Here is a 16,185-nt window from a genome sequence, read left to right as displayed (position 1 = left end):
TGCGTTTATTCCGTAAACTATCCTTTCGTTCGCTTGACGCTGTAAATATCAGGAATAGTTTTGATTTTATCAACAATCGAATACAAATGATTCAAGTTTTGGATTTTCAAGGTCAAATTGATAACTGCTAAGCGATCCTTGGTTGGTTTAGCTTCTACGCTGACTAATTTTTTCGTCATACCGCTCACGACATTCAAAACATCATTTAATAAACCATTACGATTACAGCCATAAATTTCTAAATCGGCATCGTACTCTTGAATTGAATTAGAAGTATCTTCCCATTCAACATCAATCAAACGTTGCTGAACTTCTTCATCTTGTTTTGCGATGTTTGGACAATCAGCTCGATGGATCGAGATACCTCGACCTTTTGTAATATATCCGACAATATCATCGCCAGGAACTGGGTTGCAGCAATGGCTGATCCGAATCAATAAATTATCGATCCCTTGAATGACAATACCGCCTTCATGCCGAACCTTGATTTTTTCAGGTTCTTTTGGCGTATTGATCATCTCATCAACTGCATCCTGTTGTTTTTGTTTCAATTGTTCCCGACGTTCTTTTTCGGTTAAACGGTTAGTAAAGGTCAAAGCACTTAATTCACCAAAACCAATAGACGCGTACAAATCCTCTTCGCTATGGAAATTCATTTTATCCAATACTTCAGCTAATTTGTCTTTCGTCAAAAATTCTTTTGGTACAAAACCAAGATCGTTCAAACATTTCACGACTGCATCATGGCCCTTAGTGACATTTTCATCACGATCCTGTGTTTTGAAGAAACGTTTGATTTTATTTTTAGCTTTACTTGTTTTGACTAAATTCAGCCAGTCACGACTTGGACCAAAAGAATTAGCAGAAGTCATGATTTCAATGATATCGCCATTTTTTAATTTATAATCCAATTGGACCATCTTGCCATTGACTTTGGCACCGGTCGTTTTGTTTCCGATATCAGTATGGATACTATAAGCAAAATCTAAGGGACCAGAACCTTTAGGCAATTCAGTCACATCGCCTTTTGGAGTAAAGACATACACTTTATCACTGAAGATATCGCCTTTGACACTTTCCATAAATTCAGAAGCATCGTAACTTTCATCTTGTAATTCGATGATTTCACGGAACCAATCCAATTGACGATTATCTTGATTGGTTTCTTGTTTTTCGGTTTTACCTTCTTTATACGCCCAATGTGCTGCAACCCCGAACTCAGCGATTTGATGCATTTCATGGGTCCGAATCTGAACTTCGATCGGATTACCGCTAGGTCCAATGATCGTTGTATGCAACGATTGATACATGTTGGTTTTAGGCATCGCGATGTAGTCTTTAAACCGTCCAGGCATCGGTTTCCATTTTGTATGGATCGCCCCTAATACTGCATAGCAATCTTTGATTGAATCTACGATGACACGAATCGCTAATAGATCATAAATTTCATCAAACTGTTTCTTTTGATCACGCATTTTACGATAAATCGAATAAATATGTTTTGGTCGTCCGTAAATATCCGCTTCAATCCCTAATTCTTGGGTCGCTTCTTTGATTTCATTGACTGATTTCTCAACAAACCCTTCACGTTCATCCCGCTTGCTGCGCATCAAGTGGACGATCCGATAATATTGTTTCGGATTTAAATAACGTAATGCCGTATCTTCTAGTTCCCACTTGATCCGGCTCATCCCTAAACGATCCGCTAAAGGTGCATAGATCTCTAAAGTTTCTCGAGCGATCCGGCGCTGCTTATCATCGCGTAAATATTTCAAGGTCCGCATGTTGTGCAGACGGTCCGCTAATTTGACCATGATCACTCGTAGATCTTGCGCCATCGCTAACAACATCTTACGGTGATTTTCAGCAAGTTGTTCTTCGTGAGATTTATATTTGATCTTCCCTAATTTGGTCACGCCATCAACTAAAGAAGCCACGTCCGCTCCAAATTCTGTTTTTAAATTCTCTAATGTTACGGGCGTATCTTCAACTACATCATGTAAAAAACCTGTAGCTACAGTATGCGGATCCATATGTAGATCTGCTAAGATTCCCGCTACTTGAATCGGATGGATAATATACGGTTCGCCTGATTTTCGTACTTGTGGCTTATGGGCTTCGTAAGCAAAATCGTAGGCTTTTTGTACAAACGCCACGTGCTCTTTTCCCATGTATGTACTAACCATCCTAATGACGTCAGGACCAGTTAATTCAACTTCTTTTGCCATGTGACGTTCCTCCTTTTATTTTCTGAAAATGATGGTTCTTATTATACAAACTCTCGTAAGCTTTTTCAATCAAATCAGCGTTCCAATTCGTAATAGAAACTGGCCGCACTTAAAAGATAAAATGGTGCTGTCTCAGTTCGCAAAATCCGTGGACCTAATCCGCAAAGTTTTGCGCCTGCTAATTGGAATGCTTCGATTTCTTTTGGTGTCAAGCCGCCCTCTGGACCGAAAACGACCAATAATTTTTGACCCGCAGTCAGAGATTGGAACGTTTGGACAAGTTGCGCTTGTTCCCCTTGTTTAGCTGATTCTTCATACGCGATCAAAACCGCATCGTATTCGTTAAATGAAGCAATCAATTCTTTTTCTGAAGCAAATTGCACCATCGGCAAGGCTTGACGATGGGATTGTTCCGCAGCTTCTTGCGCAATTTTATTTAATCGTTGCTGCTTTTTCTGTTGCTTTTTAGCATCCCATTTAGCAACTGACGTCTCACCTTGAAAGGCGATAAACGCTGAAGCTCCAAGTTCAGTTCCTTTTTGAACGATCAGTTCGAGTTTTTCGCCTTTAGGAAAACCGCTAGCGATCGTAATCGCAATCGGCAATTCACGTTGTAACGCTTCTTTTTCTATTTCGGCTAAAAGTACGTGATCGCTATCGATTTCAGTAATTTCTGCTTTGACTGTTACTTGATCATTGAAAACAAGGAATACTTGATTTCCTACAGTCATTCGCATGACTCTAGACATATGATGATGCGGCTCTCCGCTGATTTTGACAGCTGATTGATAGGGTTGATCGATAAAATAGCGTTGCATCTTAATTTTCCTCAGGTTTCTTCAAAATAATTGCAAACCAATCTTTTTGTTGGAAAATCCGATCTACTTCAAAACCTTGGGCAGTCATTTTTTCTAAGACCATTTCTTTTTTATCTTCAATAATTCCTGAAACGATCAATGTTCCATCTTGTTTCAATAAACGCCATGCATCTTCCACCATCAATACGATGATATCCGCTAAAATATTAGCAACGATCACATCGGCTTCTTGTTCGATACCAACTAATAAGTTATTTGCAGATACATGGATATTTTCAGTATTATCGTTCAAGTCTACATTCTCTTGGGCTGAACGGACAGCGACTTCATCTAAGTCATAAGCATAGATTTCTTTGGCTCCATAAAGTGAGCTGGCAATACTTAACACGCCTGAACCAGTACCGACATCTAAAACTGTTTCACCACCACGCAAGACCGTTTCCAATGCTTGTAAGGTTAAGTTTGTCGTAGGATGTGTTCCGGTTCCGAAAGCCATTCCCGGATCTAAAGTAATAATTTTTTCATCTACATGCTGAGCTTCATATTTTTCCCAGCTAGGAACGATGGTTAAATAGCGTGTTACTCGAACGGGATGGTAATATTTCTTCCAGGCCGTCGCCCAGTCGCTTTCTTCTACTTCACTGACTTCAACGATATTTTTACCGATGTTCAAGCCAAATTCTGGCAGCAGTGCGATTCGATCTTTGATAAAGGGTAAGATTTCAGGTAAGAAAATCGTTTCTGGAAAGTAAGCTGCTACGATCGCACCCTCTTTAATGCTAGAAATCGTTTCTTTATCTAACAATTCACCGAATTGATCTTCTTGATAATTTTCAAAATCCAGGGCATCTTCAATCGCTACACCCGATGCTCCAGCTTCCATCAAAATATTCGAAACAGCTTCGACTGCTTCACTTTCAGTAGTAACTTTTACTTCATTCCATTTCATAAAGGTTCTCCTTGCTCTTCTTAAAATAATTTCAGCTTATTAATTTTCAGTTGATTGCTGTCTGTTAATAGCTTGGATAAGGTAGATAACTACTATCACTTGGTTTGATCAATGCTTTGAAGATCGTATCGTCCCAAAGCATCTCAAAGACTGCATCTTCACTGTCATCTGCCAAGAAGTCTAGTAAATCACTTTGTCCTTCTTCGATCACATCTCTTAAATAATCGACGACAGCAGTCAGCTCATTTTTTTTCATACCCTTTTTGCCTTCATAGGGAATGACCGCTAAAAAATCCTCGGCATCGTATTTAGATTTAGCAGGATCCACCAACAAAATCGCATCTTCAAATTCAATAATTTCTTCTTCTGATGCAATTCCGTCAACGTCATCGATCGCGATCTGTGCTTTGTTTTCACCATAAATCCGAAAAGCAATCTCAAAACTACGATTGCGAACATCCCAATCTAATGCCAATTCGTAATCTGGAATTTTTTTGTTCAAATAACTATCTAAATAAGTAATCATCGTTTCTTTTGCCATCTTTATTTCCTCCAACCATTTTCTTTATCAATTAAACTTTTTCTTTGCTTCGTTATGTACGGATTCCCACGAACAACAAAACGTAAAGGACGTTCAGTCCAGATACCTTTATTGGGAATACCAATTCGCGGAAGTGCATCGATCACTTTAGGTAACCGACGTTTCTCGGGAACCAAATGTAAGGAACTAGAAAAAATAGAGCTACCATATAATTCAGGTTCGATTCCTAGTGCTTCAACCAATTTTCCAGGACCGTTTGAAAGTTCAGCTCCTAATCTGCCATGACGATTCACAATCATTTGCTCTAAACCTTCTACCGGTTCAAAGCCTCGGATCATCACTCCTTGTGGGATTCCAACAGGTTGTGTGATCATATTCAAAATCAAATGTGTGTGCATCGTATACAAATAAATCGTTCCCGGTTGTTCATACATCGCTCGAACCCTGGGTGTATCACGCATCCCATAACTGTGGGCCGCTTCATCATCAGGACCTAGATAGGCTTCACAATCCACAATGTATCCCCCTAATTTTCCAGTTGGGGTCTCATGTTCGATATACATTCCTAACAAATATTTAGCAATATTTTCAGTTGTTTCATGATTAAAATACTCGATAACTTCTTCCATTTTATTCACCTTCTCCATGATACACAATAATCCAGTCCCACGCTACGTCCAGCAATCAAAACCCAACAAACATAAGAGAAAAATGATATAATTAGAACAATCTATTTGCTGATTTATCGCTTCATAATTTATACATAGCAGTAACTTGTCATCTATAGCTACTAAATCAAGGAGGTCTATGATGCAACAACCTTTAGCTTACCGTATGCGTCCGCGTAATCTAGACGAAGTAGTCGGTCAACAGCAGTTAGTCGGAAAAGGAAAAATCATCCGCCGAATGGTCGATGCTCGTATGCTTTCATCAATGATTTTATATGGACCACCTGGTACTGGAAAAACGAGTATCGCTAGTGCCATCGCTGGTTCGACGAATTATGCTTTTCGCATGTTGAATGCAGCAACCGATACAAAAAAAGATTTGCAGATCGTAGCGGAAGAAGCAAAAATGAGCGGGACTGTCATTTTATTATTAGATGAAGTCCATCGTTTAGATAAAACCAAACAAGATTTTCTTTTGCCGCATCTAGAAAGCGGAAGAATCATAATGATTGGTGCAACTACCGAAAATCCTTATATCACAATCAATCCTGCGATCCGTAGTCGGACACAAATTTTTGAAGTCAAGCCACTTGATGAAGACGATATAATCACCGCTGTCCAAGCGGCTTTGAACGATCCTGAACGCGGGCTTGGCGAATACCCGGTAGAACTAGATGAAGAAGCGTTAAAACATCTTGCTCGAGCGACCAATGGAGATCTTCGAAGTGCCCTGAACGGATTAGAACTAGCCACTAAATCAACACCGAAAAATGATTCTGGTCAGATCCATTTGACCCTTTCCATTATTGAAGAATGTGTCCAACGTAAAGCTTTGACCCACGACAAAGATGGCGACGCCCATTATGATGTGATTTCTGCTTTCCAAAAGTCCATTCGGGGAAGTGATGTCAATGCTGCCTTGCATTATTTAGGCCGTTTAGTTGAAGCTGGAGATTTACCAATTATCTGTCGTCGATTGATGGTGATCGGCTATGAAGATATTGGACTGGCAAATCCAGCGGCAGCGGCTAGAACAGTTCAAGCCGTCCAAGCAGCTGAAAAATTAGGTTTTCCTGAAGCAAGGATTCCTTTAGCGGATGCAGTAGTCGACCTTTGTCTTTCACCGAAATCTAATTCTGCATACGCTGCTTTGGATGCCGCGATTGCAGATATTCGCATGGGGAATGCCGGGGAAGTTCCTGACCATTTACGCGACAGCCATTACAAAGGCGCTGAAAAATTAAATCGTGGTGTTGGGTATCAATACCCGCATAATTTTGACAATGCTTGGGTCGACCAGCAATACTTGCCCGATAAAATTAAACACGCTCATTATTATGAACCAAAAGCGACTGGAAAATACGAGCAAGCGCTGGGACAACAATATCAGCGAATTTCGGAATGGAAAAAACAAAAAAATAAATAATCAAATATAAAAATCGTTGTATATTTAACAAAAACTACTGATTGTCAAACTCACGAATTCGTTGGCGATCGACTTCAATAATTTCTTCACCAGAAGGCATTGGTTGTTTAAAAACAAGATCGTAAGCTGGATTTTTTGATTTATATTGATTAACACCAAAAGCGATACTATTTTCCGGTATATCTTTTGTAATAATCGCACCTGCTCCAACTACTGTATTCTTACCGATGGTCACAGGACCTAGAATTTTTGCTCCATCAGCTACGATAACATTTTCTGCAAGGATTGGGCTCCCCATATTTTCCCATTTATTTTGAATATTGTTATATCGCATGTTCGAACCAAGTGTAACATTTTGATAAATGACCACACTTTGAGAAAGTTTTGCTGCAACAATCGTACATCCTCGAGCATGGTGAGCGAATAAAACACTTCTATCGATTTGCTCACATTGTATTTCGCAACCGAACCATTTTTCTAATAATTCAGCAGCTTCAGCTTTTTCACTCTCATCTTTTGAATAGCAATTTATTTCTAATAATTATTCAAAGGTCATTGTTTCCATATTAGTCCCTCAACTTTCATCTTAAAGTACTAACTTTATTGTATCAATTCATTCTAAATTATTGAATTTTTAACTATTTGAATTAATGGTTCTCTCCATTCACAGTTTTATTCGTTAAGAATAGACTTGGAATGAAGATCAAAGCCAAGACGATGACAGATACAAGAAAGCCTGCATGATACGCAGCTAATTGATGAGTAATAGTTGGCTGAGCCCCTTGCAGTACTGTTGCTACCACAGTTGCGATCATCGCTGAACCAAAACTTGAGCCAAGATTTTCAATGATATTGATTCCGACTCCAGCATCCGGCAATTCTTCATCTTTCAAACCAGTATACGCATCACTAGTTAATGGAAGATTGATCCCGCCGAAACTAGTACCCCGAATAAATAGAATCAATGCGATCCAAACCATACTTGTAGTATTGGTAACGAATACCAGTGGAATCGTACCAATTAAAGAAATGATCAAGCTGACAATGACGACGTATTTCGCACCTAGTTTATCAATCATTTTGCCAATCAATGGACGAGTGATCAACATGCCTACTCCTTGGGGAATCATTGCGATTGCTGCTTCCATCGCTGAAAAGTGACGGAAATTTTGGAAAAAGAGCGGCAAGATCAACATTGGACCCATAATTGCGATATTGGCAAAAAATAATCCGATACTAGAGGCTTTGAAACTCCGATGTGAAAAGATGGTTAATGGTAACACAGTCGCATGCTTTTTGAATCGATCATAAAAGATATAGACAACTAAGCAAATAATCCCAATACCTGTCCTTAGCAATGATTCACTATTTTTGAATGTTGCGTGATCTGCAGCTTTTGAAATACCATAAATCAGTGCTGCACTCATGATCGACAAATCAGCAATGCCAAAAATGTCTAGTTTACTCTTGCGATTAAAGGGATCAAAGTTCGGCAAAGTCTTTGTCATTAATGGTGCAGCAATCAATATAATGAAAACATTGATAAAGAAAATCCAGCGCCATGAAGCAGCTTGGACAATGAATCCTCCCAGCACAGGCCCTAAGATTGGTCCAAAGATCATCGGCGTACTAACGATCGCCATTACCCGACCTACATTTTCTGGTCCTGCAGTTTTAACCAGCAGCGTAGACATTAGTGGTGTAATAATCCCTGCGCTGAAACCTTGTAATAATCGAAAGACAATAAAACTAGTGACGTTCCAACTAATTCCAGCAAGGATCGAAGTGATCCCGAATAAGATAACTGCTCCAATAAAAATTTTCTTTCCATTGAAATGATTCATTAACCAGCCAGCGATCGGCACTGCCATGGCCATCGCCAATACATAACCCGTGATCGCCCATTGGATCATAGCTAGATCGGTTTGAAATGTTTTGGTCAATTGATCGATGGCGATATTGACCATCGTAGAATCCAGCATCGGCGCAATCGCTCCTAAAGCAATTGCCCAAGCGGCTGAAAGTACTTCTTTTGGTAATTTATTTGATTGAGTCATAATAAACTCCTTTCATTTTTTAAGAGAATTGATTATTATTTTTCGCCTTTTTGATCAAGACTAACGTGAAATCATTTGCTGCAGCCAAATATTTTTTGTTTCCTAGGAAACTATATGACTTTTTTGTTTCTTTGTCAACAAAAATATAAAAATAAAAAAGAAGCAGTCCTTCGACTACTTCCTAGTTGATTTTAATCCCTTGTTCCTTAATTTCTCGATTCAGATGCTGATCGTAACGTTGGAGGAATTTTAAAAAACCTTCATATTGTTCATCTGTAATTGGATCAAAGACTTCTTTATCGCGTTCTGTAAATTCTTCATGCAATTTTTCATGAAGCTCAAAAACCTGTTTGCCTTCTTCAGCTAAGCTAAAATAAATTTCTTTTTTATTTTCTGCTTTGCGATAACTTTCGATATACTGTTTCTTCAGCATTTTTTTTGTTAACTTACTGATTGCACCACGAGTCATATAAAGAGATTCCGCCATTTTTGTTACGTTAGGATCTTCGTTTTTCCCAATAAATTCAATACAGTGTACTTCAGAGGCTGTATAACCAGACAACGCTTGTTCCATTTTTACTTTATTGAGCCAAGCAAGCTTATTGAATACAGCACTGTAGCCATCTAAGACTTCTTCTCTTTTACTCATCTTTTTCTCCTATCTATTCACATAGACTACTTGCGCTAATACGTGCTCCATCATTCTAGGATATTTTTGTTTCTTTTTCAACAAAGTTATTCAACTTTTGTCGTTAACACCCAATGAAAGGTGATCGGATGACTTCCTATTTTTTGCCGTTCTTTATCAAGTAATAGAAAAAGTCCTTGCTCTGTATCCCAGTCACTAAAATCAGTTGTGAAGGAACCCTGATTTTCTGCTAATAGATATGCTTCTTCAATTGAATACGCTCGGCCTTGATTATTGAAAAATAATTCACCGTAAGTATCTGATTTAGCCTGCACTGTCAGCTGCCAATTTTCTTTTCCGCTCCTTGTATCTTTGATCTGTAATTCCCCAAATACTTGCGGATAAAAAATTGTTGTTCGTCCAACAGAATGTGTCCCAAAATCAATCCTTGAGGGAACAGATACTAATTTCAACGTTTCAATCGTTGGTTGAAACATCGCGTTTAATTGATGAGAATAGCCTCTTTCTGGCTGCCAAGTAATTTCAGTGAGTTGTTTTGCTTCTCCTTTGCTTATTTTTACTTCCGCCTGCATAAATTCGAATAAATCAGACTCCATAAAAGTGATTTCCAAAGGGTCTGGACTATTCAATGGAACAACCACTTTTCCTGATTTATTTGTTCCATTCCCCCATACTTCCATTGGTAAAGATTCATTCTCTGAAGGTATTGGCCGGTAGTTAATTTCTCCATAGGGACTGATTACGTGATAATCAAGAATCGTTGCTGCGATAGCACAACCGATGTTTCCATTTTTATCACCGGTGTAGGAATACCCATACTCATCAAATCCAATAAAGTTAGCCGGTGATAATGCTTGATCCTGGTTTATAAAAGTCATAACAGCAAACCCTGATTGTATCCCAAAATAATTACCGGTAATCGTTTGTTGTCCACTTGATGTCAACATCCGCCAAGTTAACTGTGACTCTGTTAGCAAATGGTCTAAATAAATATTTTCTGCTCCAGCAGGTGAATGCAACTCTGAACCCGTTGCTGCTTTCAAAGAACCCGTTTTTAATTGAGCTACCTTTAAAATGGCTTTTCCAATTAATTCTATCTCACCAAACTGATAATAATTTTGAGCAAAATTATCCGTTGTCGCGTTACTGCCATTTAAAATCTTCTGAGCAGTCAGCTGGTCGGATATAGTCAAATGTGTAAAATTCATTAGTTCGTTTATTTCAGCTGTTCCAATGTTTAGCACGACATTATTTTTACTATTCGCAACCAAGTGATTCGTAAAACTAGTCGAATCGGATCCAATCAATCGACTAATGCTTTTAGCTGCTTGAATATCGATCGCTACCTCATGAGCTAATTCTCCAGCAAAACTATTTTTTACCATTCCTTGGATCAAAGCGAACTCACTTTTTGGTGCATCAATAGTTAATTCAATCTTCGGGCTATATATCGTTTTAATATTGTCTGACCCATCTCCAATAATTTCAATGCCTGAAAATTGCTGATCCGTCTTCATGGTAAAAAAGATCTGTTTATCTGAACTTCCGAGATAATTTTTAGCATTGGCTTCTTTAGGGCGTCCAGCAATAATTTGACTATCATCCGGCAATTCCACTTCACCCGTTACTTGCAGATCGATGTCACCACTGATCATCCCTTCTTTAGCAACACTGCCGATGATCTTTACTGGATTATTGTTATCAACAAAATGACCTCCACTGATATGTGTTTTGACATCTCCATCAATTAGATGGTTGGAGGCCAATCCATGGGTTCCTACGATAGTCCCTAAAAATTCTCCACCAGATATTTTTGCCTCCGCATTACCGATCATTCGACGATCTTTCTCACTGCCGGCAGCACCAACGCTCTCGATTTTTCCATCGATCATCTCGAACAAACTATTTCCATAAATTCGGTAACAACCGCCACCAGCGCCAAAAATATTTTTTGATTGTCCGCCTCTAGAAATAACCTGACAATCACCTTCGACAATTCCGCTGAAACTACCACCATAGGCATAATTAACTAATGCTTCATGAATGTCTAATGTAGTATTCCCTTGAATATATAAACTCGTTTCTAACGTTTGTTGAGTACTTCCACCGCCAGCTGCTATACTGAAGCCGTAAAGGCCGCCTAAAAAATTTTCTGATGTTAATCGATTCGGATCTTTGCCTAATTGTTCCATTCGTAAAGCCCAACTTTTACTGTAAGCCAAACTCGCCTCACCTAAACTCAAGTAAACATTTCCTTTGACTACACCGCTAGCACCGGCGCCAGTGAGTATATGATCCATTCCTAAACCATCGCTGACACATCCGCCTAATATTTGCGTCGTCACATCCCCTACAACTAAAAAATTTGTTTTGCTTTTAGCTAAAGACAAACGTGCATCTGGGGTTAATTGATCATAAGCAAGCTCTTCTGATGTACGCTTTTGCGGGTCGCTCAAATCTACGTTTGGAAGTAAACTTTCTGAATTAGTCAAACTGACTTTTGGGATTTCTAGACTACCGGCACCGTCGATTCGTTTAAATGACCCTGCATTAGCGCTACCGGCATAGATTTTATTTGTGATCGAACCATAAATTGCTCCCCGTTTTTGGTTGCCGCCAACATAGCTGCGTTCCCCTTGCTGAAAGGCTCGAGAATCGATCGAAGTAGTAATCCCGCCATTGATGTCACCGATTTGAGAACCGCCTACCAAACATCCGTTGGTTGAAAAACTTCCTTTACCTTCAATCTGGGTATTTATTTTCCCAGTTGTTCCGACTGCGACACCGCCAATAAAATTACCCAAAATAAAATTTGGATTAGTAGAAGCAATCTTATTTTTGATCTCACCATTTACAGTCACTGGGTCGGCTTCTGTCCCTAATACACCGCCATAATAATCAATTAAATATCCTGCCATAGAATCTATTTCGGTCGTGATATTCCCTTCGATTTTTCCATTAACAGAACCGCCACATAAACGATCAATCGTCCCTGTCATATTTAGTATGTTTATTTGAATATTTCCAGTTACTATTCCTTTCTCATTTCCACCATAAATTTCCCAATTACCACCAGTAACTTGATCAAACAAAAGCTTGGGATCGCCAATTAAATTTCGGCTACCTCCGCCATATAGGAACGTTTTTCCCACATGGTGAATATTTTCAAACAGTACACGGTGACCATTTCCATATAACTCATCCGCTTGTATTGTCAAATTACTAAAGCTGGCCGTTTGACCCATAAAACTTTGAGCGGGCAATTTGAGAAAGGCATCTTTTGTTTTTCCTTTAAAATTCAACTGACTTTCAATGCTCATAAATGTTACCGTATCAAGCGAAGGATCTTTTGCAACAATATCTCTTCCAACAAAAGTCTGGCTTAGATCTAATTCACCATCTAACAAGATTTCATATTCCTCGGCCGTTCCTAATTCATCTATGTCTAATAATAATCGCTTGAATCCATCGACAGTTACTGGATATAACGCTTCTTGTTTTACAGCTGGTATCAGTTCTAATGACTGAGCCTGAGCTTCTTGTGGAACAGCTAAAAATAATAAGATATATATAATTGGCAAAATATAAACAATTTTTTTTGACATATTGCCCTCCTTTTTTATACAATGTACGTATAGAAGGCGAGAACGTTTTTGGTTCATACAATTTATTGTAATAAGCCACTTCGTTGCGTCACAATAATCTCTGTGCTATGATTGAGATGGAAGTTCTGTGATGTGCGCATTACCCATTACAGTGTTGACCGAACATTTTTATTGATATCTTGGGATCTGTCTTGTGTCAAAGTTGGTAACATGCCTTTTCATTTGGTAGTTCGATACTTAGACCATGGAACCCACCTGCTAGACTTTGCGGGATCAATACTACCGGGTTTATAACGGCATCGACGGAATTTCCATTTTTTATGGAATAAAAGCAATTTGCTTCGTGCAAATTGCTTTTTATTGTATTGGAGGAAAATCATGATCCGTATTTTGTTATTTGTATTGGCTTTGATCGTATTATTTTGCAGCTATTATTTAATCAAAAAGCCAGCTGGTTTTTTAGTTTTGTTCAGTCAAGAAGACCAAGAAGATGCTTTGAGTTTTTTAAGACAGTTTGGCTACCTTTATGCGTTTTTAGGAATCATTGGACTAGTTATCGGAGTGATCGATCATCGCGCTTATTCTATGATCTATCTTGTAGCTCTATTAGTGATAGCGGCCGTTTTTGCTTTGATGATGGGCGCTAAAACGAAAAAAGGTTAATAGTACCATTTTTTGATGTTTTGTTTTAAAATAAAAGTGTGAAAAGGAGTTGGAAACGATGGAACAAGAGTACAGTAAAATTATGGTAGCAATCGATGGATCTAACGAAGCAGAGTTAGCCTTCAGAAAAGCGGTAAACGTGGCAAAACGGAACCAAGCAGAATTATTACTTGTTAATGTTATTGATACACGTGCGTTTCAAACAGTTTCTTCTTTTGATAATGTTTTGGCAGAACAAGCAACTGATATGGCAAAACAAACATTAGATGATTATGAAGCTGAAGCAAAAACAGCTGGCGTTTCAACCGTCAATAAAGTCATTGAATACGGTGCGCCAAAAGTCATGATCGCTAAACAAATTCCTGAAGATAATCAAATCGATTTGATTATGTTGGGAGCCACTGGTTTGAATGCCGTTGAACGTTTATTCATCGGATCTGTTTCAGAATACGTTATTCGCAATGCATCTTGTGATGTCTTGATCGTACGTACTGACTTGGAAAATAAAGTACCAGTTGAAGAAAAATAAGTTTATCAGAATACCAAAAGAATCAGCGTATTCATACGAAGTAAAAGGAGCATAGCCAACATTGGCTATGCTCCTTTTACTATCTATACTTTGCATCTGACTTTTGGATTTCACTTTATAATTAGCTTATTTTCAAGTTCCGTAATCAATTTTTTACGATCCCATAAAACGATTCGATGTTCTTTCGCTAATTCAGTTGCTGATTTTGTAAAAGTGGCATTGGTAATAACCAAGCCTTCCTGTAAAGAGAGTGTTGCTAAGTCTTCCGCAATCTCTTGAATCGCCGCATCACCAAGTGGAAAACAAATTTTTTTGACTTGGATTCCTAATGAAGCTGTCTTGATCGTGGCGATTAAATTTATTGATGGAACAGTCTCCTCTTTAATCATTTCAACCCCATATCCCAAACCTCTAAAGATTCCGGCGATGAATACTTTAAAATCTTCAGCATTCATTTTATCGATATCTTCAATCGTGATTTTGGGTTTTGATGCTTGGCTTAACAAAAATTGTTCAAATTGCTCCAATTGCCGGTCATGTAAAATTTTTTCAACTAACTTTTCAACTGTTCTCAAACTATATACATAATTTTCTTTTTCTAAAAATGAAGTCATCTCCATCATATATAAAGTAAACAAGGTAATATTGCGTGTATCATCTGGAATGATTTCAGACATGGTCGCATAAACTTCGATATATGCTGCTAAGTTTTTTACACAATCTCTAAAAGAATTACCGTAATTTGTATGCCATTCAGTAGCACTATGATGCTTTAAGCGACTCCAAAATATTTGGTGCGTGACAAAAGTCGCAGTCGCTTCGTCGAGAATCATTTTTTTCTTAAATAGGCTTTTCAATAACTCAAAGTTTTTGATTGTTTCAGCGTAACTGTCTTTAAAATGAAGCTCACGACCATCATACCCATGTTCTTTCGCATAAGCCATTCGAGTTGCCGTCAAATAATCAATGATTCGAACCGCACTGAATTTCTGATCCGCTTTTAATAGACACTCGTCTACCAAATATAAAAATTCTAAATCATAAAAAAAGGATTGTGGTACAAATTTAGTGATGAAATTATCCGTATAACTGATAAATAATGTGCGATGCTCTTTTAAAAGCTCATGATATTTTTTTGATACGCTGAAATATAGGTCTGAACCGATTCCATTTCAATGGTTTGGACATGACTGGATAAGCGTTCCCACTGCTTCATATTTGTCAGCTCTAAAACAATGCCGTTATAGGTGATTTTAGCAATATTTTTTCCTACAAACGTTGAAATATTCAATTCCACCGTTTCTTCCTGGATGACTCTTACATCTTCAAGCAAATTATCAAAAACAATCCATGCAGCTTTTCCTGCCACAAAAAGAGTTCCAACTTCCGACACTGGATTTCGACCTTCTAAATAAACACTATCGGGTTCGTAAAACCTCACACGTCCAATCTCAATCGTCGGATAGCGTGTCATTTCTTCCTGAAAGCTTTTTTCTTGGTGCTCATTAAAAAGTAAATGATTGTCGTAAAAAGAAGTAGTGCTAGTGACCAATTTCATTCCTCTCTTCTAAAAATACTTCATCTATTTTAAACCAGCCTTTAGGCCCATTTTTTTACTCAATAAATCAAATAAATCAATGCGAGTTCTATTCTTCCATATAATTTTCTCCTAATTCATTTATGCTAAATTAATATTATTCTAATGTAGTGTACCTGATTCTTTTTTTAAAAGCTATTTGAATGCTGTTGAACATGCATAATAACTTAAGGCTAGCATGTTTTGGCTAATATTTGATGATCAAATTGTTTTCTAATAAAAAATAAAAAGACTGTAAAAGTATGCCAAATCAGCAGTAGCTTTACAGTCTAATGAAATATTTAAAATTTAAATGTATTGATCACTTCGCCTTGCCGAGTAATTTTACTTGCTTTTACATGGATGTAATCAGTTGCACAACACAGCGCTTCTCGATAACTTTTAAAATGTTTTTCTTTTTTATCACCTTTGATTGTTTCTGTTAAAACCTGATAAATTGCTTTTTTCATCCTCTT

General features: G+C 38.0%; 15 protein-coding genes and 1 other RNA gene. 4 read left to right on the top strand and 12 right to left on the bottom strand.

Annotated features, from left to right (window positions below):
• Positions 1-17: 17 nt before the first annotated feature.
• From ACQKTA_RS09985 to ACQKTA_RS09965, 5 genes are all read right to left on the bottom strand, one after another.
• The gene (locus ACQKTA_RS09985) at positions 18-2,228 is read right to left on the bottom strand and encodes a RelA/SpoT family protein (protein ID WP_427813604.1); all 2,211 of its coding nucleotides are present in this window, start codon (positions 2,226-2,228) and stop codon (positions 18-20) included.
• 74 nt (positions 2,229-2,302) lie between these two features.
• Entirely contained in the window at positions 2,303-3,046 is a 744-nt protein-coding gene (locus ACQKTA_RS09980; RefSeq protein ID WP_427813603.1) for a 16S rRNA (uracil(1498)-N(3))-methyltransferase, read from the bottom strand.
• A gap of 1 nt (position 3,047) precedes the next feature.
• A complete protein-coding gene (gene prmA / locus ACQKTA_RS09975) occupies positions 3,048-3,995 on the bottom strand; it encodes a 50S ribosomal protein L11 methyltransferase (RefSeq protein ID WP_332580677.1) in 948 nt (315 codons plus the stop codon).
• A gap of 64 nt (positions 3,996-4,059) precedes the next feature.
• Positions 4,060-4,536, bottom strand: coding sequence for a DUF3013 family protein (locus tag ACQKTA_RS09970; RefSeq protein ID WP_332580678.1), 477 nt, complete (start codon positions 4,534-4,536; stop codon positions 4,060-4,062).
• A 2-nt stretch (positions 4,537-4,538) separates the two neighbouring features.
• Positions 4,539-5,165: a DNA-3-methyladenine glycosylase gene (locus ACQKTA_RS09965; RefSeq protein ID WP_332580679.1), complete on the bottom strand. Its 627-nt coding sequence runs from the start codon at positions 5,163-5,165 to the stop codon at positions 4,539-4,541.
• Positions 5,166-5,346: 181 nt separating this feature from the next.
• On the opposite strand from ACQKTA_RS09965, the gene ACQKTA_RS09960 reads away from it, so the two are divergent.
• Positions 5,347-6,630, top strand: coding sequence for a replication-associated recombination protein A (locus ACQKTA_RS09960; RefSeq protein WP_332580680.1), 1,284 nt, complete (start codon positions 5,347-5,349; stop codon positions 6,628-6,630).
• Positions 6,631-6,664: 34 nt separating this feature from the next.
• Here the strand turns inward: ACQKTA_RS09960 and ACQKTA_RS09955 are convergent, their stop codons facing one another.
• The 4 genes from ACQKTA_RS09955 to ACQKTA_RS09940 all read right to left on the bottom strand — a co-directional run bounded on the left by ACQKTA_RS09955 (position 6,665) and on the right by ACQKTA_RS09940 (position 12,941).
• Positions 6,665-7,162 (bottom strand): serine acetyltransferase, encoded by a 498-nt coding sequence (locus tag ACQKTA_RS09955; RefSeq protein WP_427814545.1) that lies wholly within the window; start codon positions 7,160-7,162, stop codon positions 6,665-6,667.
• Positions 7,163-7,277: 115 nt separating this feature from the next.
• Positions 7,278-8,687, bottom strand: a complete 1,410-nt coding sequence (locus ACQKTA_RS09950; RefSeq protein WP_427813602.1) for an MDR family MFS transporter — start codon at positions 8,685-8,687, stop codon at positions 7,278-7,280.
• A gap of 181 nt (positions 8,688-8,868) precedes the next feature.
• Positions 8,869-9,336 (bottom strand): MarR family transcriptional regulator, encoded by a 468-nt coding sequence (locus ACQKTA_RS09945; protein WP_427813601.1) that lies wholly within the window; start codon positions 9,334-9,336, stop codon positions 8,869-8,871.
• Between the two features lie 86 nt (positions 9,337-9,422).
• A complete protein-coding gene (locus tag ACQKTA_RS09940; RefSeq protein WP_427813600.1) occupies positions 9,423-12,941 on the bottom strand; it encodes a hypothetical protein in 3,519 nt (1,172 codons plus the stop codon).
• 119 nt (positions 12,942-13,060) lie between these two features.
• Between ACQKTA_RS09940 and ssrS the strand changes: the two genes are divergently transcribed.
• From ssrS to ACQKTA_RS09925, 3 genes are all read left to right on the top strand, one after another.
• A non-coding RNA gene (ssrS, locus tag ACQKTA_RS09935) (6S RNA) lies at positions 13,061-13,254 on the top strand.
• A gap of 65 nt (positions 13,255-13,319) precedes the next feature.
• Positions 13,320-13,604: a hypothetical protein gene (locus ACQKTA_RS09930; RefSeq protein WP_407856018.1), complete on the top strand. Its 285-nt coding sequence runs from the start codon at positions 13,320-13,322 to the stop codon at positions 13,602-13,604.
• Between the two features lie 58 nt (positions 13,605-13,662).
• Positions 13,663-14,133, top strand: a complete 471-nt coding sequence (locus ACQKTA_RS09925) for a universal stress protein (RefSeq protein WP_332580686.1) — start codon at positions 13,663-13,665, stop codon at positions 14,131-14,133.
• Between the two features lie 110 nt (positions 14,134-14,243).
• Here the strand turns inward: ACQKTA_RS09925 and ACQKTA_RS09920 are convergent, their stop codons facing one another.
• The 3 genes from ACQKTA_RS09920 to ACQKTA_RS09910 all read right to left on the bottom strand — a co-directional run bounded on the left by ACQKTA_RS09920 (position 14,244) and on the right by ACQKTA_RS09910 (position 16,179).
• Entirely contained in the window at positions 14,244-15,155 is a 912-nt protein-coding gene (locus tag ACQKTA_RS09920) for a restriction endonuclease (protein ID WP_427813599.1), read from the bottom strand.
• A gap of 92 nt (positions 15,156-15,247) precedes the next feature.
• On the bottom strand, positions 15,248-15,607 hold the full coding sequence (locus ACQKTA_RS09915; protein ID WP_427813598.1) for a hypothetical protein: 360 nt from the start codon (positions 15,605-15,607) through the stop codon (positions 15,248-15,250).
• A gap of 404 nt (positions 15,608-16,011) precedes the next feature.
• Positions 16,012-16,179: a hypothetical protein gene (locus ACQKTA_RS09910; protein ID WP_332580687.1), complete on the bottom strand. Its 168-nt coding sequence runs from the start codon at positions 16,177-16,179 to the stop codon at positions 16,012-16,014.
• Between the last annotated feature and the right edge of the window lie 6 nt (positions 16,180-16,185).

The sequence above is a fragment of the Enterococcus sp. 22-H-5-01 genome (assembly GCF_050310005.1).
GTDB classification, from domain to species: domain Bacteria; phylum Bacillota; class Bacilli; order Lactobacillales; family Enterococcaceae; genus Enterococcus_A; species Enterococcus_A hailinensis.
The sequence above is the reverse complement of the archived record's forward strand: the minus strand, read 5'-3'. Positions and strand labels throughout refer to the sequence as shown.